Source organism: Mesorhizobium sp. CNPSo 4671 (genome assembly GCF_057784245.1).
In genome coordinates this window covers 36,041-61,244 of the sequence record NZ_JBWLUW010000023.1, presented here as the reverse complement: position 1 = coordinate 61,244, position 25,204 = coordinate 36,041, and the positions used below count along the sequence as shown (strand labels likewise).

18 protein-coding genes and 2 pseudogenes are annotated in these 25,204 nt (G+C 59.9%); 11 read left to right on the top strand and 9 right to left on the bottom strand.

Going from position 1 to position 25,204, the window contains the following annotated elements; translation table 11 throughout:
• The 4 genes and pseudogenes from AC04SF_RS34570 to AC04SF_RS34555 form a co-directional block, all read right to left on the bottom strand.
• Nucleotides 1–307, bottom strand: a pseudogene (locus AC04SF_RS34570) (hypothetical protein); the annotation flags it as partial.
• Between the two features lie 1,699 nt (nucleotides 308–2,006).
• Nucleotides 2,007–2,456: pseudogene (locus AC04SF_RS34565) on the bottom strand (DUF4347 domain-containing protein); the annotation flags it as partial.
• Nucleotides 2,457–2,551: 95 nt separating this feature from the next.
• Entirely contained in the window at nucleotides 2,552–2,839 is a 288-nt protein-coding gene (locus AC04SF_RS34560; RefSeq protein ID WP_488481424.1) for a hypothetical protein, read from the bottom strand.
• Nucleotides 2,840–2,880: 41 nt separating this feature from the next.
• On the bottom strand, nucleotides 2,881–3,588 hold the full coding sequence (locus tag AC04SF_RS34555; protein WP_488481423.1) for a hypothetical protein: 708 nt from the start codon (nucleotides 3,586–3,588) through the stop codon (nucleotides 2,881–2,883).
• Between the two features lie 842 nt (nucleotides 3,589–4,430).
• On the opposite strand from AC04SF_RS34555, the gene AC04SF_RS34550 reads away from it, so the two are divergent.
• The 4 genes from AC04SF_RS34550 (at nucleotide 4,431) to AC04SF_RS34535 (ending at nucleotide 11,039) form a co-directional block, all read left to right on the top strand.
• On the top strand, nucleotides 4,431–7,583 hold the full coding sequence (locus tag AC04SF_RS34550; protein ID WP_488481422.1) for a glycosyltransferase: 3,153 nt from the start codon (nucleotides 4,431–4,433) through the stop codon (nucleotides 7,581–7,583).
• 8 nt (nucleotides 7,584–7,591) lie between these two features.
• Entirely contained in the window at nucleotides 7,592–8,482 is an 891-nt protein-coding gene (locus AC04SF_RS34545) for a glycosyltransferase family 2 protein (RefSeq protein WP_488481421.1), read from the top strand.
• Nucleotides 8,469–10,037: a class I SAM-dependent methyltransferase gene (locus tag AC04SF_RS34540; RefSeq protein WP_488481420.1), complete on the top strand. Its 1,569-nt coding sequence runs from the start codon at nucleotides 8,469–8,471 to the stop codon at nucleotides 10,035–10,037. Before AC04SF_RS34545 ends, AC04SF_RS34540 begins: the two co-directional genes overlap by 14 nt.
• Nucleotides 10,038–10,232: 195 nt before the next feature.
• Entirely contained in the window at nucleotides 10,233–11,039 is an 807-nt protein-coding gene (locus tag AC04SF_RS34535; protein WP_488481419.1) for a hypothetical protein, read from the top strand.
• 586 nt (nucleotides 11,040–11,625) lie between these two features.
• Here the strand turns inward: AC04SF_RS34535 and AC04SF_RS34530 are convergent.
• On the bottom strand, nucleotides 11,626–12,132 hold the full coding sequence (locus AC04SF_RS34530) for a winged helix-turn-helix domain-containing protein (protein ID WP_488481418.1): 507 nt from the start codon (nucleotides 12,130–12,132) through the stop codon (nucleotides 11,626–11,628).
• Nucleotides 12,133–12,344: 212 nt separating this feature from the next.
• The gene (locus AC04SF_RS34525; RefSeq protein WP_488481417.1) at nucleotides 12,345–12,764 is read right to left on the bottom strand and encodes an organic hydroperoxide resistance protein; all 420 of its coding nucleotides are present in this window, start codon (nucleotides 12,762–12,764) and stop codon (nucleotides 12,345–12,347) included.
• Nucleotides 12,765–13,228: 464 nt separating this feature from the next.
• Between AC04SF_RS34525 and AC04SF_RS34520 the strand changes: the two genes are divergently transcribed.
• The 4 genes from AC04SF_RS34520 to AC04SF_RS34505 all read left to right on the top strand — a co-directional run bounded on the left by AC04SF_RS34520 (nucleotide 13,229) and on the right by AC04SF_RS34505 (nucleotide 19,854).
• Nucleotides 13,229–16,087, top strand: a complete 2,859-nt coding sequence (locus tag AC04SF_RS34520; protein WP_488481416.1) for an ATP-binding protein — start codon at nucleotides 13,229–13,231, stop codon at nucleotides 16,085–16,087.
• A 491-nt stretch (nucleotides 16,088–16,578) separates the two neighbouring features.
• Entirely contained in the window at nucleotides 16,579–17,871 is a 1,293-nt protein-coding gene (locus tag AC04SF_RS34515) for an epoxide hydrolase family protein (RefSeq protein ID WP_488481415.1), read from the top strand.
• 134 nt (nucleotides 17,872–18,005) lie between these two features.
• On the top strand, nucleotides 18,006–19,055 hold the full coding sequence (locus AC04SF_RS34510; protein ID WP_488481414.1) for an alpha/beta fold hydrolase: 1,050 nt from the start codon (nucleotides 18,006–18,008) through the stop codon (nucleotides 19,053–19,055).
• A gap of 19 nt (nucleotides 19,056–19,074) precedes the next feature.
• Complete coding sequence (locus tag AC04SF_RS34505) at nucleotides 19,075–19,854, top strand: alpha/beta fold hydrolase (protein WP_488481413.1); 780 nt, start codon at nucleotides 19,075–19,077, stop codon at nucleotides 19,852–19,854.
• 206 nt (nucleotides 19,855–20,060) lie between these two features.
• Here the strand turns inward: AC04SF_RS34505 and AC04SF_RS34500 are convergent, their stop codons facing one another.
• Entirely contained in the window at nucleotides 20,061–20,279 is a 219-nt protein-coding gene (locus AC04SF_RS34500) for a BBE domain-containing protein (protein WP_488481412.1), read from the bottom strand.
• A complete protein-coding gene (locus tag AC04SF_RS34495) occupies nucleotides 20,276–20,920 on the bottom strand; it encodes a hypothetical protein (RefSeq protein WP_488481411.1) in 645 nt (214 codons plus the stop codon). The genes AC04SF_RS34500 and AC04SF_RS34495 overlap by 4 nt, the downstream gene beginning before the upstream one ends.
• A 425-nt stretch (nucleotides 20,921–21,345) precedes the next feature.
• Here AC04SF_RS34495 and gloA2 point away from each other — a divergent pair, with 425 nt between their 5' ends.
• Nucleotides 21,346–21,729, top strand: a complete 384-nt coding sequence (gene gloA2 / locus AC04SF_RS34490) for an SMU1112c/YaeR family gloxylase I-like metalloprotein (protein WP_202351197.1) — start codon at nucleotides 21,346–21,348, stop codon at nucleotides 21,727–21,729.
• 193 nt (nucleotides 21,730–21,922) lie between these two features.
• On the opposite strand, the gene AC04SF_RS34485 is transcribed toward gloA2, so the two are convergent.
• On the bottom strand, nucleotides 21,923–22,684 hold the full coding sequence (locus AC04SF_RS34485) for an SDR family NAD(P)-dependent oxidoreductase (protein WP_488481410.1): 762 nt from the start codon (nucleotides 22,682–22,684) through the stop codon (nucleotides 21,923–21,925).
• 100 nt (nucleotides 22,685–22,784) lie between these two features.
• Between AC04SF_RS34485 and AC04SF_RS34480 the strand changes: the two genes are divergently transcribed.
• Complete coding sequence (locus AC04SF_RS34480) at nucleotides 22,785–24,068, top strand: class-III pyridoxal-phosphate-dependent aminotransferase (RefSeq protein ID WP_488481409.1); 1,284 nt, start codon at nucleotides 22,785–22,787, stop codon at nucleotides 24,066–24,068.
• A gap of 116 nt (nucleotides 24,069–24,184) precedes the next feature.
• The gene (locus tag AC04SF_RS34475; RefSeq protein ID WP_488481408.1) at nucleotides 24,185–25,195 is read left to right on the top strand and encodes a phosphotransferase enzyme family protein; all 1,011 of its coding nucleotides are present in this window, start codon (nucleotides 24,185–24,187) and stop codon (nucleotides 25,193–25,195) included.
• The last annotated feature ends 9 nt before the right edge of the window (nucleotides 25,196–25,204 follow it).

Sequence of the window (25,204 nt, the reverse complement as noted above, 5' to 3'; positions counted from 1 at the left end):
CCGGTGTCACCGGTTGCACCCGTGGCTCCGGTTGCGCCGGTCGCTCCAGTTGCGCCAGTGTCGCCAGTTGCACCCGTGGCCCCGGTATCGCCAGTTGCACCCGTGGCCCCGGTATCGCCAGTTGCACCCGTGGCTCCGGTGTCACCGGTTGCACCCGTGGCTCCGGTTGCGCCGGTCGCTCCAGTTGCGCCAGTGTCGCCAGTTGCACCCGTGGCCCCGGTATCGCCAGTTGCACCCGTGGCCCCGGTATCGCCAGTTGCACCCGTGGCCCCGGTATCGCCAGTTGCACCCGTGGCTCCGGTGTCACCAGTGGCTCCGGTTGCGCCGGTCGCTCCAGTTGCCCCGGTCGCGCCGGTTGCTCCGGTATCGCCAGTTGCACCCGTGGCTCCGGTGTCACCAGTGGCTCCGGTTGCGCCGGTCGCTCCAGTTGCCCCGGTCGCGCCGGTTGCTCCGGTATCACCAGTTGCACCCGTGGCTCCGGTCGCACCAGTCGCTCCAGTCGCCCCGGTATCGCCAGTCGCTCCAGTCGCCCCGGTATCGCCAGTCGCTCCAGTTGCCCCGGTATCGCCAGTCGCTCCAGTTGCCCCGGTATCGCCAGTTGCACCTGTGGCTCCGGTATCACCAGTTGCACCCGTGGCTCCGGTTGCTCCGGTGTCACCAGTGGCCCCGGTTGCGCCGGTTGCGCCGGTTGCTCCAGTTGCCCCAGTAGCACCCGTGGCCCCGGTTGCACCGGTCGCACCAGTGTCGCCAGTCGCTCCAGTCGCGCCGGTATCGCCAGTCGCTCCAGTTGCCCCGGTATCGCCAGTTGCACCTGTGGCTCCGGTATCACCAGTTGCACCCGTGGCTCCGGTTGCTCCGGTGTCACCAGTGGCTCCGGTTGCGCCGGTTGCTCCAGTTGCACCCGTGGCCCCGGTTGCGCCGGTCGCACCGGTCGCTCCAGTGTCGCCGGTCGCTCCAGTTGCCCCGGTCGCGCCGGTTGCTCCGGTATCGCCGGTTGCACCCGTGGCTCCGGTTGCGCCGGTCGCTCCAGTTGCGCCAATGTCGCCAGTTGCACCCGTGGCTCCGGTCGCGCCAGTCGCTCCGGTGTCACCAGTGGCTCCGGTGTCACCGGTCGCACCTGTGGCTCCGGTTGCGCCAGTAGAGCCCGTGGCTCCGGTATCACCCGTTGCACCGGTCGGGCCGGTCGTTCCAGTATTGCCAGTGGCACCGGTCGAGCCGGTTGCACCAGTAGAACCAGTTGCTCCAGTCGAGCCACTTGCACCCGTGGCGCCAGTCGCACCAGTCAAGCCCGTGGCACCGGTCGCTCCGGTATCACCCGTTGCACCAGTCGAGCCAGTCGCTCCAGTATTGCCAGTGGCACCGGTCGAGCCAGTTGCACCGGTTGCACCGGTTGCGCCAGTTGCACCCGTGGCGCCAGTCGCACCGGTCGCGCCCGTTGAGCCACCCGCACCAGTAGAGCCTGTGGCACCGGTTGCGCCAGTTGCACCCGTGGCGCCAGTCGCACCTGTGGCACCGGTTGCGCCAGTCGCTCCTGTCGCACCCGTGGCGCCGGTAGGCCCTGTTGGCCCCGTGGCGCCGGAAGACGTGACTGTTACAAGGCCCCCAGTAAAGTGATTGCCATCATTGCCCGAACCGCCGGGGCTATTGATAGCCGTGGTCGTGAAATTATAGGTCGGAGGATCCGTCGCAGGAACAACAGGAGTAAGGGTGCCATATAAATGGAAGCCGGAATCGTAAATGAGATAAGTATGGGTAGAATCTGGAACTGTTACAGTTATAGAAAAATTTGGAGCTACTCCGTTTGCTGCAGATGGAAGATTGAAGCTGCCAACGACTGTGTCATCAGTGGTAGCTACCGTACCATTTGTATCGACCAGATAGTACGTGTTAATATTTTTACTGGAACCAGAATCGACTATGCCAGTAAGGGTTAGATCGCCTGACGTAAGCACCCCGGCGTAATTTGCCAGCCCATGTGAGGTCAGCGGCGGCAGGGGCGCCGACGTGCTCGCCCGCCCAGACAATTCCCAGGCACCGCCCAGGGCGGCTGCGCCAACCAGCGACCGAGACGCGCTGACGTCCGCGCCAACGGCCTCTTGCAGCGTCTCAATAAAGGTTTGGCCCGCATCCCCTGACGCCGTCTCGCAGCTCCACAGCCGCAGTTCGCCGTCCGCGGCAAGTGCCCTGCCGATCGCGGCAAGATCCTCAGCTTCTTCCCTCAGTGTGGCGACCGACCATTCTCCCGCTGTGAAGCTAACCCGGCCAGGCGCGCCGTGCGCCAGGACGTGCACCGCGTCGACCGCGTCGTGCCGCGAGAGCGCGGCGGCAATCTGCCGTGCCGCCGATCGGCGGCCATCCAACACTATTGCTTGGACTTCGGGTCGCAAATTGCCAAGAACCGTCTGGAGGTCGGAGACTGAAGGATCGACAAAAAGAATTTCAGAGGCGCGGGCCATGACTGGCTCCTGTTGGCTTCGAATTCAGTTCAAGGGAAAACCGCCCGACGGCTAGGCCGGCGTGCGGTCGCGATAACGATAAGGAGGTTGGGCGGTCATCTTCCTGACGGGCCGAGGGCGCCGTCGGGACGATCGACAGCGGGGCTCTCTACGCGGAGGAAGCTGCAGGCCTGGAAATTCCCGCCATCGTCAAACGTGCCGATCGCAAATGAGCCGGCTGCGGCCGGAACCTTGACGGTGACAGCGACGGCGAGGCTTCGCTTGACGGCCTTGGGAAGAATGACCTGACCGACGATGGCGCTCTTGGCTGTGTCCAGAATAAAATAAGGCACATTTTCGGTCGCGTCGCCGATGGGCAAGACGCCTCTAACGGCAACTTCCATGACCGCAAACCCTGCTATGTAGCTCATAGTACTCTCCCTGGTCAGCGACGAATGCGCCGCGGCGTTTTTCTGTCCTTACCCTCAATTTGCAGTCGCCGCCGATCGCCTGCGCCGGACAAGGTCGTCGGCGGGATCGAGCGGGCGGATAGTCTCTGTCGGATTGGTGGCGTCGTGGCATCGAACGGCGCCGCATCGTGGGGCGGGCCAGCGAAGCGTGGACGACCCGGCCGTGAGCCGCCTGCAACTGCCATGAAGGGATGGCCGCCGACGTCCAAAGCATCAGTTGCAGCGTCTGGCCGATCGTTTCCAGCGCTTGTCCGCAAATGGATTTGCGCCGTCCGAAACGGGGTGCTGCACCACAGCACCACCGGTCGGCAGGCGATATCATCCCACCCACTACGCAATCCCTCCAGGCTACGCCGAAGGCTCGGCGACAGCTCGTCAGAAAACTCCGAGACTCGAAGCCCGTCGTCCTTCAAATGAATGACGTTCAACGACAAGTGATCTGCGACAATCGAGGTCGCCACCGCCGGGTCGGCATCGAGTTCGCAGACGCGGCCGATGGCGAAGCCGGTCTGGTTTAGGCCGGGTTCAGGCTGATGGCCGGTTGCGTCCAGCGCGGGGGGCTCGCGCGCATATCGGTGCTCACCGAACCGGATATCCGGGCGATCGGCCGCCTGATGGTTTTGCGGCCAGCCGAACCGAGGCTCTACACCCCTCCCGTGCGCACATGGCAACACTCGACTCAACACCCACTCCCGTCAACGATGGCGCCGATGCCTTGGCGACAACTCTCAAGGGAATGGGAAGCCGTCCGCCTCCAAACCAAGGGAAGACATAGTCACGACATATGATCGGCACGCCCGGTGGACGCGCCTTCCTATCCGCGAAACGACCTTGATAACCCAGACCCTTCTAACTCAACTCCCTGAGAAAGAATTTCGCAGGCCGTCCAATCCGCGAGCGCCACTTAAGCAACTACTAAATTAACTGAAAGCAGGTAGTGTCGCTGTAGCTATAGCAGCGGGCTGGGTGAGAGAATCGTTATGAAAATCATATGCTTAATAGGCCTTCCTGCAATCGCGCCTGCTTCAGGCCGCAGTTGAAGGCCGCCATCTTCCATGCAAACCCATCGGCGATGGCGCTCCCAGACGACGCCATGCGGGTTGGCAATGTGCTAGCTGATGTGGGTGCCTCAATCTTGACGGCAGCCTGCAAATGGCGCCGAAATACACAAGCTAAACCGGTCAACGGGACGGAAGTGGTGGATGCCGGCGGTTGCAGTTCGGGCACGATCCTTTCACGGTAGCGGTTACCGCCCGCTGGCGCGGCGACTGGCTGCTAACCATGATGGATAAGGTTAAACGCGGTTTCCAAAGGACGACCTGCATGATCCGTGAGAAAGAATGGTCGGATCTTTGGGAAGTGCAGGCTGTTCCGGCGACCGGACCGGAAGAGGGTAGGGGCAGCGGGGGAAATGCATGAACGATCGAAGCCCGGCAAATCTGCATCGAAGCGGATCCGGCAAGGCGCGGCGGCACGCAAGCCGTCCCCGTCATCAACAGTCATATCGAGAGCCTAGAGATCACGAATGACGAACGGCAAACGGCTCTGCCTCAACATGATCGTCAAAAACGAGATGGCGAATCTTCAACGCTGTCTCGGAGCGGTTGTCGACCACATCGACTGCTGGGTCATCGGTGATACCGGCTCGACCGACGGGACCCAGGATTTCATCAAATCGTTCTTCGCTGCACGCAACTTGCCGGGCGAGCTGCACGAATTCCCATTCCACAATTTCGAGCAGGCGCGCAACGCAGCGCTCGATCACGCCTACGCCTCGCCACTCGCTTACGACTATCTGCTGTTTGACGACGCCGACATGGAACTTGTGGTCGAGGACGCGGGCTTCCGATCGCGGCTCGACGGCTCCGGCTACCGGCTGCTGCAGCGGGCGGATTCCGGCTTGGCCTATTGGAACACGCGTCTGGTCAGGCGCGACGCCGGCGCGCGCTACCACGGCGTGACCCACGAATATCTCGACGTGCCCGAGGGCGTGCAGGAGCTGCGCGGCGCCTGGTACAAGGACCACGCCAGCGGATCGAACCGGATCGACAAATTCGAACGTGATGCGAAACTTTTGCTCGAGGCGCTCGAGAAGGATCCGGAAAATCAACGCTACTGGTTTTACCTGGCGCAATCCTATCGCGACGCCGGGCGGACGGCGGAGGCCGCGGTGGCCTACGCCAAACGCGCCGCCATGGGCGGCTGGGACGAGGAGGCGTGGAATGCCCGGCTGCAAGGGGCTCGCTGCCTGCGCAAACTCGGCGACGAGCCTGGCTTCATTGAGCAGGCGCTTGCCGCTTTCAATCAACGACCGCAACGTGCCGAGCCGCTCTATGACCTGGCCCGGTTCTACCGCGACAAGGGGATGAACGACGCCAGCGTACTGTTTTCGGAAGCGGGACTGGCGATCAAGCGACCAGAGCAGGACATCCTGTTTATCGAGGATTACATCTATACAACGGGCCTGATGGAGGAGTTTGCGATCGCGGCAAACTACGCGCGCGATCCCGTGCGCAAGGACCGTGGTTTCGCGGCATGCAACTGGCTGGCGCTGAACCGGACAATCGACGACGGACCGAGGGAGCTGGCGCGGTCGAATTTGTATTTCTACATGCAGTCGGCAAAAGCGATGATGCCGTCCTTCTCGGCGCTGCGGGTCGATTTCACGGCGCCTGACGGCTATCTGCCGATCAATCCGTCGGTGACGCGATTGGGCGAACGGATTGTGCTGTTGCAGCGAAGCGTGAACTACAGGCTGAACGAGGCCGGCCAGTACTCCACGCCCGACGACGAGCCGATCCGCACACGGAATTTCTTGCTTCGACTAAGCGACGATCTCGGCGTTCAATCGGCTAGTGAAGTACTCGCGCCGGCCGATATGCCCGAGCCCGCTTACGACTTGGTGCGCGGCTTAGAGGACATGCGCCTCTTTGCCTGGGGCGGTCAGTTGTGGGCGATCGCCTGTGTGCGCGAAATGACGCCGGAGGGCTGGTGCGAACAGGTGCTCGGGCGCATCGATGACGACGGGCCTGGGCCACGGCGCTTGACCGATTGGCGCGTCCTGCACCCCCCGGGACCTAGGCTGCACGAGAAGAACTGGATGCCGCAGGTCAAGCCGGCCGCCGACGGCGGCGGCGAGCAATTACGGTTCATCTATCAGTGCGATCCGACCAGAATCATCGATGAGCGCGCGCAGATCATCTTCGAGCAGGCGCCGGCGATCTCCGCACCGCAGTTCAGCGGAGGCTCGCAGGCGATTGCCTTTGACGGCGGGTGGCTGGCAATCGTCCATGAGGCACGCACCAGACCCGGCGAAACGCGGCGATATTATCAGCACTGCTTTGTCTGGTTCGACGAACTGAACAGCCTGGCGAAGGTCAGTCGACCGTTTTTCTTCAACCGGAAGGGTGTCGAATTCGCCGCTGGCCTGGCCTGGCATCCCGACGCAAAGCGACTGCTGATCTCTTATGGCGTAAACGACAGCGAGTCGTGGATCGCAGCCGTGGAGGCAGCGGAGGTACGATGGCTGCTCGAGGAAGTGGAGCGCTTTGCATCCATTGCGTCGGGAAAACTGCCAAGTAGCATTCCCGCAGCGATGCGCGAGCGCGCCCGGAAGAATGCTGAATTCACAAACCTCGCTAGTGTCTCGAAGGGGACCACGCTTATGCAGTCAGACTCTTCGTGGACACCTCCCGCGCCAGCCGCAGGCACAGAGTTGATGGTAGCGGGCCTCAAGGATCGCATTCCAGATATGCTCGCGCGCATCCAGCTTCATATCAACTTGTTCCCCGATAACCCGTCGGACGAAAAGCCACTCGTGATGTGGATGCATCACGATGTGAATCAGAACGCCGTTCAATGGTGCCGGAACCGCGCACTTGTCGACCGGGTGGCATGCTTTGCCTTCGTATCGCACTGGCAGCGTGAACGTTACCAATCCGAGTTTGGAATTTCACCAAGCAGATGTGTAGTTCTGCACAACGCAACGACAGTCGCACAAAAACGGCGGGTTTGGACGAAAGCCGATCCACTACGGTTCGCATATACCAGCACGCCATTCCGAGGACTTTCCGTACTCCTGGATGCATGGGAACAACTGAGACTAAAACGGGCGGAGCTTCACATATGGTCGTCGATGAGACTATATCATCACGACGATTCAAAGTATCAACCATTATTTGCCCGTGCCCGAGCACTTGAGGGCGTGAGCTATCATGGAATTGTCCCCAATCCAGAGCTCAAATCTGCGCTTCGTGACATTCACTACCTGGCCTACCCCAGCACGTTCGAAGAAACGTCTTGTCTTGCTGTCATCGAAGCAATGGCTGCAGGGTGCCGCGTGATAGTACCCGCCCTTGGTGCATTACCGGAGACGACAAGCGGCTTCGCTCACGTATACCCATGGAGCGCCGACGTGGTCGAGCACGCTACCTTGTTCGCCTCAGCCATGGCTAAGGAGGCAGAAAGCCCGTGGTTTGATGCTCCAGAAATGTCTCTGACACAGCAAAATTACTGCGAGCTATTTTTTGATTGGAAGGAGCGCGTCAAAGAGTGGACACGGCTCATCGAAAACTTGACCGATCGCGAGCGCAACCGTCGCTCGCCGCACAACGAACAGGAACACGGCCTGCTAGCGCTTCTTGATGCTGATCGCGATGTGCCGAGACCTGATCAATGATATTCGTCATGATTTCCACCCACAAGTCGCAGGCCTTCACAAGGCCCTCTCTCGATTCTTTGCTCAAAAAGACTAATTTTCGATCTGACGACAAGATTATTATCATAGACAATGACGGGTCATTGCAGGATCTCCCACCGTCAACTATTATTCGGAATGAGAGACCAAGAAGTTTCGCCGAAAACGCCAATTTCGCAATTGGAATTTCTAACATACTTAAGGACGACTTAATTCTTTTAAATAATGATATAATATATACCAGAAATTGGCTTGATTTTCTTTTGTCTGGTGAAAATAGTAGAGAGAGTATCGTAATTCCTTATTGCAATCAAAATGTGCAATATCGGGTAGGCTCTCTAGATATTAGAATCGCGATGGACTATGAGGACTACGCTGATCAAGAAGAAGAACTCGAAGAAATAGCTCGCATTCACCGGCGAGAACTGACTGGACCCGATTACGACGCCGGCATATTGATGAGTTTTTTTTGTGTCTACATTCCGTGGAAAGTCTCGACGGCGGTCGGATATTTTGACGAACGGTTCGGGCGGGGAGGTGGCGAGGACGTAGACTACCGACTTCGCGCACTCAGAGCCGGAGTTGAGGTGTTGCACTCGCGTCAGTCCTACCTTTTGCATTTCATGGGAAAGTCAACGTGGCGAAGCGGCGAGCCCATTGAGGAAACGCGGTCTGCCGACAGCGCCTATCAACGCCACTTCGTCGAAAAATGGGGCAGACCGGTCGCCGAATTTTTTCTATCTGGTTCGAACAAACAAGAGATTGCAAATCGATACGGCCTCATACCACATCTTCAGCGCCATGATTTCCGCGCTATTCTAGAGCGGCTTGAGGACTGCGCTTTGGAGGAACGCGAGAGGGCGACTGATGAAAGTTCCTGATCCGGAAAAAACGATTGTATTTTGCACGGCTTTTGTGCCGATCGAGGGCGACCAATACTATACGTGGAATATTCGTTATCGTATCTGGGTGGAAGCGGTACGCCGCCTGGGGATCCGGATCGATCAAATCCTCCTTGTCGATGACGGATCGGAAATACTCCCAGACTGGCCCGACCTTACGATAATAAACGAAGGAGATGATCTGCGTTGCGACGCCCCTTTGGTGCTATACCATTTCAGGCATCGCCTTGGTCGACGGGATATTTCAGATTTTCCAGGTTGGGTCAGATCCTTCTTCTCCGTTTCACGCTACGCTGACGCCAATGATTTTCAAAAGATCGTTCATCTGGAAGCCGACGCCTTTTTGATCTCAAGCCGAGCCTGTGACTATGTCAACGGGTTTCGGGACGGGTGGATAGCGCCGTGGTGCAAGCGACATGAGAGGCCGGAGAGCGGTATACAGATTATCGCAGGCTCTGGTCTTGAGACTTATAAGAACTGGTCAGAAAGGCCGGTCGAGAGTTTCGCCAACAAGGTAATCGAGACGACCTTGCCCTTCTCCCAGATTGCCTACGAACTGCTAGGGGATCGTTACGGGGAATATGAGTCTAGGGTGCCCAGGAGCGCTGATTGGTGCATGCAGGCCTTTCCTTCAAGTCTAGTAAGTCTTGAAGAGTATTTTTGGTGGATGCCTTGGTTCACCGCAATTTTTCCGGAATTGGCTCTAGCGTCGAACTTGATCGCAGCGGAAGTGATATCGAGACCGCGGAATGAGTTCACACACACCGGCATTCACTATACGAGATGGCTCAAAGAGGCGGCACAAGCTCTTGAGGCCCAGCTTTATTTCGAGATCGGAAATAATGGGGGTGAGTCAATCAGGATGATACAGTGTGATGCAGTTTGCGTTCACCCATTCTTGGAATCCGCTAGCGTACTGACGCGGCGGAAAAATACGCATTTTTATCAGGGCACGCCAGATGAGTTTTTTTCCGATCCAGCGGCGGTTGACCGTCTGTTTCCAGAAGGAATCGATCTGGCATTCTTAGATGGACTTCACCTAGTCGAAGTTTTGTTGCGCGATTTTATCAATACCGAGCAGCTAGCGAATGCGCGTTCCATGTTCGTTTTGCATGATTGCTTGCCGTTGAATGAGCGTATGGCGCAAAGGAAACGCTACTTAGGAGATGACTCGGAGCCCAAGGAAATTCGCGGTTTTTGGACTGGTGATGTCTGGAAGATTGTACCCTTGCTCGCGAAGTATCGGCCTGAATTGCATATCTCTTATGTCGACTGCCCGCCGACTGGATTGGTCGTTTGCACCGGTCTCGATCGCGCTAATAGAGTTCTGATAGAGAGTTACGATCAGATCGTTCGAGAAGCAGAAGCTCTAAGCCTGACTTCTTTCGGCTTGGACAATTTGTGGGGCCTATTTCCATTTTATAAAAGCGATCAGGTCTTCAAGACACGACATTTATTTGACAAGGCATATTTCGCCGAAAGGCGCGGTCCTATGTTCCGTTCTGATTGGCGCGACCTTAGCCGTCGCTCATGAAGGAACCATCATGAATGGCCGATTTTTGCCCTGACTTTAACACGACAAGGATCTGATTTTTGATGTTGCGGCGTTCACATGCCGAATGAGATGCAGCGACGAGACTTTATGACGATAGCACTCGGCCTGGCGGCCTCGGGTGCAACTGTTGTGTCGCCAGCGCGTTGGTTTGGGTTAGACAGGAACGACGCCCCGATGCTGCAGCGAATTTCATCGACCACCATCACCCTCCTCTCCGCCCCGATCGAACTCGCGGGCAACTGGGGCCACATGCTGCCGCGCTCAGCCGAGCAAGTCGTTGAGCGCATGCGGCACGCCTGCCTGGATGGCGTCCGCCTGGTCTCCGATCGCCAGCCGACGCGGCTTCGCGTCGACGAGCATTCGTCAGGCCCACCGTCCATCTGGCTGCATCCGGACGGCAGCACCATGGCGTGGATCATTGTGGATGTTGGCGAACGCGACTGGTCGAAGCTTGCCTACCAGGTCGGACATGAGCTCGGCCATGTCGCGGCCAACAGCTGGCAGGCCGACGCCAAGCCGGCAGCGCCCTGCCAATGGCTCGAGGAAGCGATGGTGGAAGCCTTCTCGCTGCGCGGCCTGGGGCGCCTGGCGAAAAGCTGGAAGGAGTCCCCGCCCTTCGCAGGCGACAACGCTTTCGGCGATGCCATCGCTGAATATCGCGAGAACATCATCCGTAACTATACCGACCTAGCTGACAGCCAAGGGTTCACCCCTGGAGCCGCGGCGTGGTTCGAGGTGCATCGCGGCGAGATCGAAGCCACCGCGCTTGTTCCTTACGGGCAGGCGATGTCCTTGGCCATTCTCGCCGAGTACGAGGCGGCGCCCGACTGCGTCGAGGCATTGGGCGCACTCAATCGCTGGCCCGGCCGCACCGGCCTCCCGATCGCCGAGTATCTGAAGCGATGGGAGGGGAGCTGTGCCGAACTGCAAGCCTCGCCCCGATTGCCGATCCGCCTGCGCGAGCTATTGCGCATCGCGTAGTCAGCCCAAGCCCGCGACCTGTGATCTTTGGAAACCCGCACCGAGCCAGTGGGAGGCAAAACCGCCTTGGCGACCGCGAAATGAGACCCGGTTTCGCCCCGGCAAAGGGGTCTAGTCCAGGCTGAACGCAAGGTCGGCTTTCTGACCCAATTTTCGCCAAAGCGGATGCGCACGCGGCCTTCGATCTGGGCGATGGTGACAAGGCGGCTTGCGCTGAGGTAGCGAAACAGCAGTGCGATCGCTGCTTCGTGCCGATATTCTTTGATCTTGGTGACGTCGACGTGTGAGATGAAGAAGTCGGGAACGGAGCTTCTGAACACGAGTACCTTGAGGGCACTATTGGCCTCGGACTGCTGAATGAGGGAAACCAGGTCGCGCACCAGTGCAGGCCCTAGCAGATTCATGGACGGGGCAGCTATGTCGGCGAAAAGGACGGCGCCTTCCTGGCTTACGTTCAACGTCTCGAAAACTGTCGGGCTCTCGGGCGAGGCCACTTCTGAGTTGACGGACTGCCGACAGGCCGATCGCCTTCGTGATCGAAGGTGTCGTCCACGGTACGCGTTCGCATCCGCCTGTCTGCAGAGTCTCAAGGGTGCGCAGTGGGAAAGCCGTACGCCCCGCGCTCTGAAAGCGCCTGAATCTGAAGGCGCTCTTCAAGCGGCGGAACAATCGGGCGCATCGTTTCAAGCGACGCTTTCCGTTGAGGCGGCGTGTGGACTGAAGCAACGAATTGGTAGCCACGCCCTGGGATGTTGATGATGAACCGATTTCCATCTCGTCCGTCGCGCAAAACACGGCGCAATGCGGAGATGTGGACGGTGAGATTGGTGGGCACGACAAAGACATCGGGCCAAACGCGGGCCATCAGTTCCTGCTTGCTGACCAGCTCGCCTGGGCGTTCAAGCAAGGCGATCAGGATGCCCAGCGCGCGACTTCCTAGCGGTACCGGTTTGTCTCCCTCCAACAGAAGAAACTGCCTCGGGAACAGACGAAACGGTCCGAATGCAATTTCGCCTGTCACGCTTGGTTGGGGCCCGGGATCAAGTTGCGTGAGCGCTGTCGGCCTGGACGAGGGCAAGCGGTCAAAGATCATAGTCAATCCTGATGTTCTCATGGTGACCTCGCTTGCGTTAGGGACCCATTTTCTGCCTCAGCATCTACTCCGACGCCGCGAGAAGCGCCCGTTATAGGATGTGATGCTTTGTTAGATCCTGCGAGGCTCACGGTGTGCTGATCAAAAGCTGGAGGAAAAGAGCCAGCTGGGCAAACGGGCAATGACTGCGGCGAGTCGGCCCAATTGCACGGTCAGATCAAGCTGATCGTCACGCCGATGTTGCCGCGCGTTGCTTTCGAGTACGCGCAGATCTGATGCGCTTCGTTCACCAGAGCCTGGGCGACCGTTCGATCAACACCGGGCAAGCTAATATTGAGCCGAGCACTGATGAAGTAACTGTCGTTTTTCATTTTTAGGTCTACTTCAGCGTCGATAGCGGGAGAGGCCGGCAAGGCAATTTTCTGTTTGCGGGCCACTTGCACGATTGCTGTTTGAAAGCAGGCCGACCAAGCCACAGCAAATAATTGCTCCGGGTTGGTGCCGATGCGAGCCGATCCAGGGGCCGCAAGCCTTATGTCGAGTTGCCCATCGGAGCTGCGTGCGATGCCATTCTCTCGTCCCTGAGAGGTCCGTGTCTTGGCCGTATAGAGCAGCTTTCCCGTGGTGCGCATCTTGCAGTCCTTGGAATCCTCGTCTCGCGAGCGCGGTGGCGCTGAGGCCATGCTGCGCATGCAAGCAAGTCGCAGCGAAATCGATCACCTGCAGAAGCCGCAGGCACACGCGGGGAGGCTACGGCTTATGCCCGCCCGCCGATACGTCCCGTGCGCCCATAGTCGTCGTAGCCTCACCATCCTGCGCTCTCCTTTGGCTCCGTCTTCCGGACGCCTTGTCAGCGGCTCGCTGCGTTCATGGCGGTATTTTGGTCGCTCTCCGCCTAGAGCTACGCCTGCCTTGCGGGGGCCGCCCGTTATGGCTTGTGAGGAGGTGTTAGAAGCTGTCAGCAGCTCTATATTCCCGGACAGTGGGAGCTGGGTAGCCGAGAGCGAAACCCTCGACTTGCGTGCACTCTTCTGGCAGGGACGCAGGGCAAGATTTCGGTTAAAATTGTTGTCAGCGAGACAGTTCAGAGGAAGGCATGGCGGCTGTGGAGGACCACACCAAAGACGGTATTTCGTTTGGTGCCTTTACCCTATTTGCAGGTGAGAGGCTGCTCACCAGAGAAGGCGTTCCCGTCAAGCTGGGCGCGCGCGCTCTCGATATCTTGGTCACCCTGACTTCGGCGCCGAACGAAGTCTGCAGCAAAGAAGAGCTGATGTCGCGGGTCTGGCCCGGAGTTACCGTTGAAGAAGGTAGCGTGCGCTTTCATATAGCCAGTCTCCGAAAAGCGCTGGGAGACGGAAAGGATGGCGCGCGATTCATTGCGACTCTGCCGGGGAGGGGCTACTGCTTTGTCGCCGCGGTTTCGCAAGCCGGTAGTCGACGCAATGACGAGAAGATCGCCGCCTCAAACTTTCCGCACGCTAATATCCCTACCCGCTTGAGCCGAATGCTCGGACGCGATGAGGATGTGCTCAAGTTATCGGTTAGCCTGACCGCATCGCGCTTCGTCACCGTCGTAGGACCTGGTGGCGTCGGCAAGACGACTGTCGCGGTAGCCGTCGCACACCATTTGATGTCCGCTTTCGCTGGTTCCGTTCTCTTCGTCGATCTTGGAGTCGTTACGGATCCTGAACTTGTGCCAACGGCTGTGGCCTCAATATTAGGGTTGTCGGTTCATTCCGACGACGCGATACCGAGTTTGGTGGCCTACCTGCGTGACAAGCGCATCCTTCTGGTCCTCGATACATGCGAGCACCTCATAGAAGCGGTTGCCACGCTGGCGGTAAGCATCGTGGAAGCCGGACTCCAAGTGCATATCATCGCGACCAGCCGAGAGGCGCTTCGAGTTGAAGGCGAGCACGTCTATCGGCTGGATGCCCTTGCATGCCCCCCGGACAGGTGGGGGCTAACTGCCGCAACCGTGCAGAAATTTCCGGCAACGCAACTGTTCATGGAACGGGCTGTCGCAAGCGGCGCCCCTCTGATTGTGAGTGATCTCGAAGCGCCGATAGTCGCAGATATCTGCCGAAAGTTGGACGGCGTGGCACTTGCGATCGAGCTTGCGGCCAGACGTGTTGAATCTTACGGCCTGAAGCAGACCGCTGCGTTGCTCGACGAACGCCTGACGTTGCTATGGCAGGGGTCGCGTAACGCTCCACCGCGTCACAAGACCCTGCACGCGGCTCTCGACTGGAGCTACGGGCTTCTCTCCGAGCCGGAACGCTTAGTCCTTCGCCGCCTCGCGATATTCATCGGATATTTCACCCTCGATGCGGCGCTGGAGGTTGTGACAAGCACAACCCTGGACCGCCCGGCTGTCTTCGAAGCGATTGATAGCCTCGTCGCAAAGTCGATGGTGGCGACCCACCCTCTCGGCGCGATGGTGCGCTACCGGCTGTTGGATACCACCCGCGCATACGCGCTCGACATCGACATTGACGACACCGAGGCAACCGCCTTGTCGGTACGACACGCGACTTACTACCGCCGATGGCTCGAACAGACCGGGATCGAATGGCCGACCCTGTCGGCTGGAGCCGAACGCACGCCCCACTTTGCCGCGCTGAACAACGCCCGTGCGGCATTGGAATGGTGCTTCGGAAAAGGCGGCGACTTGGCCATTGGTGTCGGATTGGCCGCCGCCGCCGCGCCCGTTTTCTTGTCAATGTCACTGCTTCCCGAATGCCATCGCTGGTCGGAACGCGCTATCGCTTGTGTCGCTCCTTCGGCCCGTGGCGGACAACAGGAGATGAGACTTCAGGCGGCCCTTGGGGTCTCACTGATGTTTATGCGCGGCGGGCGCGATGCTGCGCGCGAAGCCTTGGAGAGAGGCTTGGCGATCGCTGAAAACAATGGCGATACGCTTGATCAAATACGCCTGTTGGCCCCACTTCATCTGTTTCACCGACGCAGAGGGAACTTCACGCGTGCTCTCGAATACGCGACGCGTTGTTCTGCTGCCGCGGCGACTGTCAGCGACCCCGTCGCGATGGCACTAGCCCATTCGAATTTAGGGCTCGCGCTTCATCTCGACGGCAGACTTGTCGACGCCCACAGCGAACTCGAGGCGACCCTGGCGGGCGACTATCTTCCCGAGCAGACCACGACGGTCTACCTTGGCGTTGAAGGCAGAATCCTGGCCACGGCCGTTCTCGCCAGAAATCTTTGGCTGCAGGGTTATGCCGCTCTGGCGACTGAATGCGCGCGCGAGGCTGTGGAAGAGGCCCGCAATATCGACCACTCATTATCGCTGGCAATCACCTTGGTGTGGGCGGCGACGGTGTTCCTTTGGACAGGCGATCTGCAGAGCGCTGAAGCAGATCTAGATGAGCTTATTGCTCTGTCCGAAGCTCATTCCATGGCACCTTATGTCTTGGTTGGAAAAGGCTTCCGAGGCGAATTGGCTATTCGTCGGGGGGACGCGAATGCGGGCATAGAAGCCTTGCAGAGCTCTCGTCAAAAGCTGCACGCGCTCCCTTACGAGCTGGTCACCACCGAACTTAGCCTTGCGCTTGCGAAGGGATTTTCCGTGTCGCACCGCCTCGATGAAGGCCTCAGAACGATTAACGAGACAATCGAACTGATCGAAGCGAGTGGCGACTTTTTGTACATGCCAGAGGCGTTGCGAACGAAAGGTGTGATCCTTTTGTCGATGTCCCGGGACTCGAACGAGGGGGCCGAATCCTGCTTCGCACAGTCGCTGGAATGGAGTCGTCGTCAGGGTGCATTGTCCTGGGAATTGCGGACAACGACGGAACTGGCGAAGCTCGCCCTCTCTCGCGGACAATCGAAAAAGGCGCGCGCTCTGTTGCTGCCAGTCTTTGAGCAGTTTGCCGAAGGTTTTGATACAGCCGATCTGAAAGCTGCTGAACAGCTGTTAAGCGCGATCGCCTAGCTGCACCTTCCGTCAGCTGTTCGACGTTGTCACGCTCATACCTGGCCGTCGCAACGCGCGCGTGTGCTGAGCGGCTCGCCGCCTGCGTCCCCCAGCACCAGCAAGATCCCACCGGTGTCGTGTGTGCCAGGTGACAAGTGGGTTTGGCTGTGCTGCAGCGGAGCTCACGGCGAAGGATGTGATAGAGCTACAGGGGCGCGACCGCCCAGTAAGCGCCCCAGCCGGTCCGCCACCCCACATGCCCTCCCGCCGATCTCTCACGCGCTCTACGTCCGGCCGAGTGCCCGTCAATCATCCGACCGGGCGAAATCTCGGATCTGTATCGAACGATCGGCTGTAAGAATCCCAAATGCGGCAGCTCGCAAAGATTCGCATCTCTTAGCGCCTCTTAACTCGCTTCGACGACAGCAGCAGCGCACTTTGGCCGTGTCACAACGAAGCAGCCGTCGATGTCGGCGGCAATCCTGGATGGGTTGGCACAGGAGGGTCCCATGTCTGCGCGCTTGCCATCACCAACACGGCGGGAAGTCTTGATCACCGCGGCTGCCATAGGAGCCATCAGCATGCTTTCGTCAAAATCCAAAGCGGCTGCGGAGGCCGCGTCAATCCATCCCTTCCAGTTCAGGGCTTCCGATGAGGATCTCGCCGATCTGAAGCGGCGTGTCGCGGCGACGCGCTGGCCGGACAGGGAGACGGTGCCGGACCAGTCGCAGGGCGTGCAGCTCGACATCGCGCGCCAGATCCAGGCGCACTGGGCCAATCATGATTGGCGCAAGGTCGAGGCCAGGATGATGGCGTATCCGCACTTCATCACCGAGATCGATGGGCTCGACATCCACTTCATTCACGTGAAGTCGAAGCACAAAAACGCGCTGCCGATGATCGTGACCCATGGCTGGCCGGGCTCGGTTATCGAGCAGTTGAAGATCATCGAACCGCTCACCGACCCGACCGCGCATGGCGGCACCGAAGCAGATGCATTCGATCTCGTGGTTCCGTCATTGCCCGGCTACGGATTCTCCGGCAAGCCGACGGCACCAGGATGGGAGCCTGTCCGTATCGCCAAGGCGTGGGCAACCCTTATGGAACGCCTCGGCTACAACAAATATGTGGCCCAGGGCGGCGACTGGGGCAATGCGGTTACCGAGAACATGGCGCTACAGGAGCCGCCGGGACTGCTTGGCATCCACACCAACATGGCGGCGACGCTTCCACCTGAAATCTCCAAGGCGCTTGGGACCGGCACGCCGCCGCCAGGGCTCGGTCCCGACGAGAAGCGCGCTTTCGACCAGCTCATCTATTTCAATCAGCATGGGCTCGGCTATGCCATCGAGATGAACCAACGTCCTCAGACGCTCTACGGCATCGTCGACTCGCCCGTCGGCCTCGCCGCCTGGATGCTGGACCACGACGCCGACAGTCACGCCCTGATCGCCCGCTCCTTTAGCGGGAAGCCCGAGGGCATCACGCCGGACGACTTTCTCGACAACGTCACCTTCTACTGGCTGACGAACACCGCGATCTCGTCGGGACGGCTTTACTGGGACAATGCGCGGGTCGCGAAAGGCGGTTTCTTCGACGCGCGTGGCATCAGGATACCGGTCGCGGTGAGCGCTTTCGCCAACGAGATCTACCAGGCGCCGGAGAGCTGGGCGAAGACAGCCTATCCAAAGCTTCTCCATTACGGCCGCTTCCCCATTGGCTGCCATTTCGCCGCCTGGGAGCAGCCCGAAATCTTTGTCGAGGAGATGCGTGCGTCGTTCAAGCCGCTACGCGCGTCCTGAGGACTGCGACGGAAAAATAGTCTCCATTCTTAGCGCCGCCTCGGTGGTACTCAGATGGTCAGCGTAACAGGACAAGACGCTCCCGCACCCCGGCGTGCGGGCCGTTCCATCAGATTCTAACGAGTGACCGAACCATGCTGGAAGTGATCAGTCATCAACGTCGCCACCTTTTGCGTGTTGCAGCTCTGGCTGTCGCTGCCGCCGAGCTTTTTGCGACCAGCGGGGCGCGATCAGGATCAAGCGACACCTCTGCAACGAATGCTGCAAGCGGTTCGCAGGCGAGCAATTCGCTTAAGGTCAAACAGGTCGACGCCGGCGACCTGAATATCGGCTACGCGGAGTTTGGCCCTGCCGAGGGTCCGCCGGTCCTCCTCCTTCATGGATGGCCCTATGACATCCACGCGTTTGCCGAGGTCGCGCCGCAGCTTGAGTCCGCAGGCTATCGCGTCATTGTACCGCATTTGCGCGGCTATGGCACAACGCGGTTTCTGTCCGCCAATGCGCCTCGCAACGGGCAGCAAGCGGCCCTTGCCGTCGACGCCGTCAATCTGATGGACGCACTGAAGATTCGGACGCCGATCATCGCCGGTTTCGATTGGGGCGCGCGCACCGCCAACATCGTCGCGGCGCTTTGGCCAGAGCGTTGCAAGGCGCTTGTATCGGTGAGCGGCTATCTGATCGGCAGCCAGGCGGCCAATCAGATGCCGCTGCCGCCGGCCGCCGAGTTGCAGTGGTGGTACCAGTACTATTTTGCGACCGAGCGCGGCCGCGCCGGCTATGACAAATACCGGCGCGACTTTTCCAAGCTGATCTGGCAGATCGCCTCGCCGAAGTGGCGCTTCGACGATGCCACCTTCGAGCGGAGCGCTGCCGCCCTTGAGAATCCCGACCACGTCGACATCGTGATCCACAATTACCGCTGGCGACTCGGTTTGGCTGAGGGGGAGGCGAAGTACGACGATCTGGAGAAGCGGCTCGCTCAGGCGCCTACGATCGACGTGCCTGCCATTACGCTCGAGGGTGATGCGAACGGTGCTCCGCATCCGGAGCCTTCGGCCTACGCGAAGAAATTCACCGGCCGATACGAGCATCGCACCATCTCCGGCGGCATCGGACATAATCTTCCGCAGGAAGCACCGCTGGTGTTCGCCCAGGCCGTCATCGACGTTGACCATTTGTCATGAAGCAACAAAGGAGCCCGACATGAAACCGCTCATTGCTGGATTGGCCCTGGCTGGTATGGCGTTCGCAACAATGGCGTCCGCGCAATCGGACAAGGCGACCATCGTCCTTGTGCATGGCGCCTTCGCCGACGCATCGAGCTGGAACGGCGTCGTCCCAATTCTTGAAAAGGATGGCTACCCGGTGGTCGCTGTCGCCAATCCTCTGCGCAGCGTAAAGGCAGATGGCGATTATGTCCGCTCCTTTCTCAATACGATCAAGACGCCAATCGTGCTGGTCGGTCATTCTTATGGCGGCATGGTGATCAGCCAGGCCGCCGACGGGGAGGCGAATGTCAAGGCGCTGGTCTATGTTGCCGGTTTTGCACCGGATAAAGGCGAAAGCGCCGGCGCGCTCGACACCAAGTTTCCAGGAGCCTTGGTTGGACCCGATACCCTGGCGCAGCCAGTGCCTCTCCTGGCTGGCGGCAACGACCTCTATGTCCGGCAGGACAAGTTCCACGAAGCGTTCGCGCCGGATCTGCCCGAGGATGCGGCGAGACTGGCAGCGGCAACGCAGCGACCGATCACCGACATCGCTTTCGGCGAACCGGCGACCGCCTCCGCCTGGAAGACCATTCCGTCGTGGTTCATTTACGGTGACGGTGATACTGCCATCCCGCCGAAGGCTCAGGCCTTCATGGCCGAGCGGGCGCACGCCAAGGGCGTCGTGGTCGTGAAGGGCGCGTCGCACGTCGTCATGATCTCGCATCCCGATGCGGTGGCCAAAATCATCGAGGACGCGGCGACCGCGGTTCCTTGATCCTTGCGGCAATGTGCCCCGTCATCGGCAATGCCGCGTCGCCTCAAATTTCACATCGGCGATCCGCATCCCGGATGCTGCCCATGTCACTTTCCTTGCGGTCAGGATCTGGAGAACATGGCCACGCTGGTTGATTGAACTGATAGCGGTCACGATGGCGTCGGCTGCTTCGCAGGCGATCAGGTGGCAGAGATCGACGGGCGTGTTCAGCGTCCAGACAACCTCGTAAAACCGTCGGCACTCCAGCGCTCGCTGCCGACACCGTGATGATTGATGAAAAGGCCGTCCGGATCGTAGCGCTCTTTCGCCGCAAGCAATCGCGGATAGTTCGTTCCCCAGAACGCATCCTGCCAGCGTTCTTCGAAAAAGTCACTTTCGGCTACATAAGAGCCGGGATTCGGAACTAGGCGCCGAACCTCGCTCATCGCCCTGCCGATGGCTTCGACATCCTGTCCGCCTTGACGGCGCCAGGCTCGTGGCCGGGGATGCCAGGATAGGCTGGCGGCCCTTTGGCAGCACTGATCAAAAGCGCGAAGGCTTCCAGTGCCGCCGGATTGATGGCGGTATCGCGCGCCTGTTCCACGACTTCAGCCGGTGCACCGGCGAGCCCCTTGTTCGTGTGTAGCGAGATGCTCCAGTGGCGGCTTGCCGCAAACAGCATCTCGGCCAGTGCCTCGCGGCGGTCCCGCTCCAGAAGCGAGGCGGGCAACCAGGCTGACTGATAGCCATGCAGCACCTGGCCTGCCTCTTCCAGATTGCCGGCCCAGAACATGTTGTCGGCCCAGGCGCCGGGGCGGGTGTCGAACAAGACGATGCCCGGAACCTTCTCCAGGAAACGCGGATCCCAGAAATGTCGCGCCGGGGCCGAGATGAAGAAAGGATCAGCCGATAGCTGGAAATCTTGATTGCCTTCGGCTAGCCAGTCAAGAAAGGGCCGCCATGCGACTTCGGCCTGTTCCTGATCGATGCCCTGAAACAACATGTTGATGGCAAGCAAATTGCCGGGGCGGAAGACGATCTGCTCGCCCCAATGCGGGTTGAACAGCGCGGTGGTGTAGAATTCCATGATACGCGCGATCAGTGCCTTGTAGGCATCATCCGAACATCGCGGCGGTACCGGCACTTGCTCGACGGCGCGGAGAGACGCATCGAAAGGCCGGGTGCCCACACTGCCTAATCTGTAGGGCGTCTGCTGGTTCGTGGTTCCTTAGCTAAAGCGGTGGCGAAGATCGACCGCGTCTTTTCTCAATGCGGCGGCATGGATCGTCACCGTGCAGCGTCTGTAAGCGTTGAGAGGCGTCGAGGCGTCACCGTGAGCACGTGCCACGGGCGGTCCAGTTGCCCTTGTGCTCCATCGGCAATCTATTCCCTGCATGAGCTTCTCACGCGAGAATATGAACGAGGCGACCCTCGCGAACGGCGACATCAACAAAGTGCCGTGTACTCGATGGTGACTTGGCCTCAAATCCCAGCTTGGCTAGAGTTCTTAGCATGCTGAATGCCATTCACCACGTCGCGCTCATCTGCACCGACTACGACCGGTCGCGACGGTTCTACGTCGAACTCCTCGGCCTCGATTTGATCCGGGAGGTCTTTCGGGAGGAGCGGCAGTCATGGAAGGCCGATCTGCGGATCGGGTCCGTCCAGCTGGAATTGTTCTCCTTCCCTGCACCAGCGATGCGGCCGTCTCATCCAGAGGCAACAGGCCTGAGACATCTGGCGTTTGCCGTGACGAAACTCGACCCCGTAATTGTACGCCTAGAAGCCGCCGGCGTTGCGGTTGAACCAATCCGGATCGACCCATACACAGGCCAACGGTTTACCTTTTTCAACGACCCAGATGGATTGCCGCTGGAACTCTACGAGGCCTCATAAGGTGGCGAACCTCCGGGCATCGAGAATGATCGCCAGCACTACGGCTACTACAATATGGGGTCACTGAGTTTGCTTCTTCGGCCTCGGCGGAATGATACGGGACGGGAAGGCTTCGGATTTGGTTTACGAAAAAGTCAATGAAATCAAAGATTCCAACTCCGGTCCGGATTGACGACCTCCTGAAGGCTCTCGGTTAGATCACCGTCTCTCCTCCATCGACAACCAGAATCTGGCCCGTCATGTACGAGGACTGGTCGGACACCAGAAACAGCACTGCCTCCGCGATTTCCTCGACGCTTGCCCAACGGCCAAGTGGCACTTTTTCGCGGATGTAGGTTTCGATGGCTTCTCGGCCTCCCATCTGGGCGATGAAAGGAGCATTGAAGGGCGTGTCGACCCAACCCGGGCAAAGCGCGTTGACGCGAATGCCGAAACGGCCATAGTCGCCCGCCATTTGCCTCGTCATCGCGATCACCGCGTGCTTGGTCGTCGTATAGGCGATCATCTCGCGGTCGTAGAGCACGCCGGAGCTCGACGACGTGTTGAGGATGACCCCGCGACCCGCCTTTTTCATGAACGGCATGACGATGCGGGCACCGAGGAAGTGAGCCCGCACGTTGAGCGTCCAGGACGTGTCGAAGCCTTTGACGCTCACGCCGAGCACGTCACCCTCTACCTGTACGCCGGCATGATTGTGCAGGATGTCGATCCTGCCTTGTGTGTCGATGAAATCGCGGAAACCGGCTTCAAGCGCCTGATCGTCGGTCAGGTCGAACACAAGCGCTTTCGCCCGGCCACCAGCAGCAACAATCTGGTCGACGGTCGCGTTCGCGCCGTCAGCGCTGCGATCCGCGACGCCGACAATCGCCCCCTCACGCGCCATGATGAGCGCTGCGGCCCTGCCGATGCCTGATCCCGCCCCGGTGACGATCGCGGTCCTGTCCTTCAGGATCATCTTTCAGCCCCCTTTCTCCCCGGCCCGTAATCCTGCATCATCCATTGGACGAGCCTCGCCCGCTTGGATGCGCCGACCAACCTCTGGGGAAAAGACAGGCATGTACGACTTCGGCCCCTTCAAGTTCGAGTCGAAGCAGGATTTTTTCGACAAGGCAATCCGTTTCTGGAATCCCGACAAGACTAGGTTCTGGCAGAAGGCCGGGATCGATCTGGTGATCGGCAGGCGGGAGGGTTATTTCCTCTACGACATGTCGGGGCGCCGCCTGATAGACCTGCACCTGAATGGCGGCACCTACAATCTCGGTCACCGTAATCCGGAGCTGGTCGAGACGCTGAAGAGCGCGCTCGACTATTTCGACATCGGCAACCACTGGTTCCCTTCAGTGGCGCGAACGGCGCTGGCCGAATCCCTCGTCAATGTCTCACCGGGAATGAAATATGCGATCTTCGCGCCGGGCGGCGCGGAGGCGGTGGACATCGCCATCAAGAGCGCCCGCTATGCCACCAGGCGGCGCAAGATCGTGTCGATCATCAAGGGTTATCACGGACACTCGGGGCTCGCGGTGGCAACCGGCGACGATCGCTTCACCAAGATCTTCCTTTCCGACCAGCCGGAGACGTTCATCCAGGTTCCGTTCAACGATATCGACGCCATGGAGCAGGCGCTGAAGGGCGAAGACGTCGCGGCGCTGATCATGGAGACGATCCCCGCCACGTACGGCTTCCCGATGCCGAAGGACGGTTATCTCAGCGCCTGCAAGGCGCTGTGCGAAAAGCATGGCGCGATGTACATCGCCGACGAGGTCCAGACCGGCCTGATGCGGACCGGCAGCATGTGGGGCTGGCAGGCTTACGGCGTCCAGCCGGACATCATGGTGACGGCAAAGGGCCTGTCCGGCGGCCTCTATCCGATCAGCGCGACGCTGGTGAACGACCGGGCCGGCGGCTGGCTAAACGAGGACGGGGCGGCCCACATCTCGACCACCGGCGGGGCCGAACTCGGCTGTGTCGTTGCCCACAAGGTCATCGAGATGCTGCAGCGGCCTGAACTGGTGGCCAATGTCGCCACCGTAACCGAGTTCATGGCGCAGGCCATGCGTGAGATGCAGGTTCGTCACGGCGATATCTTCACCGGGGTGCGCCAGAAAGGCGTGATCCTCGGCCTGGAGTTCAGCAATCACAGGGAAGGCGCCGTCTTCGTCTCGCGCGCACTCTACGAGCACGGCGTCTGGGCGATCTTCTCGTCGCTCGACAAGCAGGTGCTGCAGTGGAAACCTGGCGTGCTTCTCGATCACGAAACCTGCCGGGACATCATGGATCGCTTCGATGCGGCAATGCCGCGCGCGCGAGAACTGCTGCATCAGGCAGACAAGGCGAGTTGACATGGTCCAAGGCTGGTTGAAACTGCAGGGGTCCAACTCGAACCGGCGGTTGGGCTTGCCGGGACCGCACGGGTTCTGGCAGGGGACAAGGGCACAATGATCGGGCAGGACGGACAGTGACGGATTTCGACGCGCTCAGCCATGACCAGCAACTCGGCATCCTTCAGGAGACGGCCGAGGCGGCCACCGCCAACTACGACCTTCCGGCGGATGTTTCAGTCGAGATGATCAACCTCTCGGAGAACGCGACCTATAAGGTCGCGGCTGGCGACGGCCGGCGCTGGGCGCTTCGCATCCATCGCGACGGCTACCATTCAAGGACGGCCATCCAGTCTGAGCTGGCCTGGCTTACGGATCTGCGCCAGACCGGGATCGTCCCCACACCAGTGCCGGTCGCGGGCAAGGACGGCGAGCAAATCCAGCTTGTTGGCCATGCCAGATTGGCGCGACCCCGCAATGTTGTGTTGTCGCAATGGGAGACGGGTTCGGAGCCGGGCATAGGCGAGGCGCTTGGCGAGCCTTTCGAGGTGCTGGGCGAGGTGACGGCCCGCATGCACATCCACGCCCGACAGTGGAAGCGCCCATCCTGGTTCAGCCGCCATGTATGGGATTTCGAGACAAGTCTTGGCGAGGAAAACCCCCATTGGGGGCGCTGGCGTGACGGCATGGGCGTCGACGCCGCGAAAGCCAAACTCTTTGGCCGCGCTGCGGAACTGATCGGCCACAGGCTCGCCGCCTTCGGCAAGGGCCATGACCGCTTTGGCCTCATTCATTGCGACTTGCGGCTCGCCAACCTTTTGATCGACGGCAAGACAGTGAAGGTCATCGACTTCGACGACTGCGGCTTCGGCTGGTATATGTACGACGCGGCGACGCCGATCTCTTTCTACGAGCACGAGCCGCAGGCCGCCGATCTGATCCAATCGTGGACGACCGGCTATCGCCGCGTGCTTGACCTGCCCAGGGCGGACGAGGACGAGATCCCGACCTTCGTGATGCTGCGCCGCCTGCTCCTGGTTGCGTGGATCGGCTCACACGCCGAGACAGACCTCGCCCAATCGATGGGCCTGCCCTACACCGAGGGAACGGTCGAGCTGTGCGAGGCCTATCTACGCAAGTTTTCCTAGACGGTCGCC

Bases quoted from the DNA above. Each gene is read 5' to 3' on its own strand.
- AC04SF_RS34525 (WP_488481417.1), bottom strand. From the start codon at position 12,764: ATGCGCACCACGGGAAAGCTGCTCTATACGGCCAAGACACGGACCTCT.
- AC04SF_RS34515 (WP_488481415.1), top strand. From the start codon at position 16,579: ATGTCTGCGCGCTTGCCATCACCAACACGGCGGGAAGTCTTGATCACC.
- AC04SF_RS34485 (WP_488481410.1), bottom strand. From the start codon at position 22,684: ATGATCCTGAAGGACAGGACCGCGATCGTCACCGGGGCGGGATCAGGC.
- AC04SF_RS34530 (WP_488481418.1), bottom strand. From the start codon at position 12,132: ATGATCTTTGACCGCTTGCCCTCGTCCAGGCCGACAGCGCTCACGCAA.
- AC04SF_RS34540 (WP_488481420.1), top strand. From the start codon at position 8,469: ATGAAAGTTCCTGATCCGGAAAAAACGATTGTATTTTGCACGGCTTTT.
- AC04SF_RS34535 (WP_488481419.1), top strand. From the start codon at position 10,233: ATGCTGCAGCGAATTTCATCGACCACCATCACCCTCCTCTCCGCCCCG.
- AC04SF_RS34550 (WP_488481422.1), top strand. From the start codon at position 4,431: ATGACGAACGGCAAACGGCTCTGCCTCAACATGATCGTCAAAAACGAG.
- gloA2 (WP_202351197.1), top strand. From the start codon at position 21,346: ATGCTGAATGCCATTCACCACGTCGCGCTCATCTGCACCGACTACGAC.
- AC04SF_RS34520 (WP_488481416.1), top strand. From the start codon at position 13,229: ATGGCGGCTGTGGAGGACCACACCAAAGACGGTATTTCGTTTGGTGCC.
- AC04SF_RS34495 (WP_488481411.1), bottom strand. From the start codon at position 20,920: ATGGAATTCTACACCACCGCGCTGTTCAACCCGCATTGGGGCGAGCAG.
- AC04SF_RS34480 (WP_488481409.1), top strand. From the start codon at position 22,785: ATGTACGACTTCGGCCCCTTCAAGTTCGAGTCGAAGCAGGATTTTTTC.
- AC04SF_RS34500 (WP_488481412.1), bottom strand. From the start codon at position 20,279: ATGAGCGAGGTTCGGCGCCTAGTTCCGAATCCCGGCTCTTATGTAGCC.
- AC04SF_RS34545 (WP_488481421.1), top strand. From the start codon at position 7,592: ATGATTTCCACCCACAAGTCGCAGGCCTTCACAAGGCCCTCTCTCGAT.
- AC04SF_RS34560 (WP_488481424.1), bottom strand. From the start codon at position 2,839: ATGGAAGTTGCCGTTAGAGGCGTCTTGCCCATCGGCGACGCGACCGAA.
- AC04SF_RS34505 (WP_488481413.1), top strand. From the start codon at position 19,075: ATGAAACCGCTCATTGCTGGATTGGCCCTGGCTGGTATGGCGTTCGCA.
- AC04SF_RS34510 (WP_488481414.1), top strand. From the start codon at position 18,006: ATGCTGGAAGTGATCAGTCATCAACGTCGCCACCTTTTGCGTGTTGCA.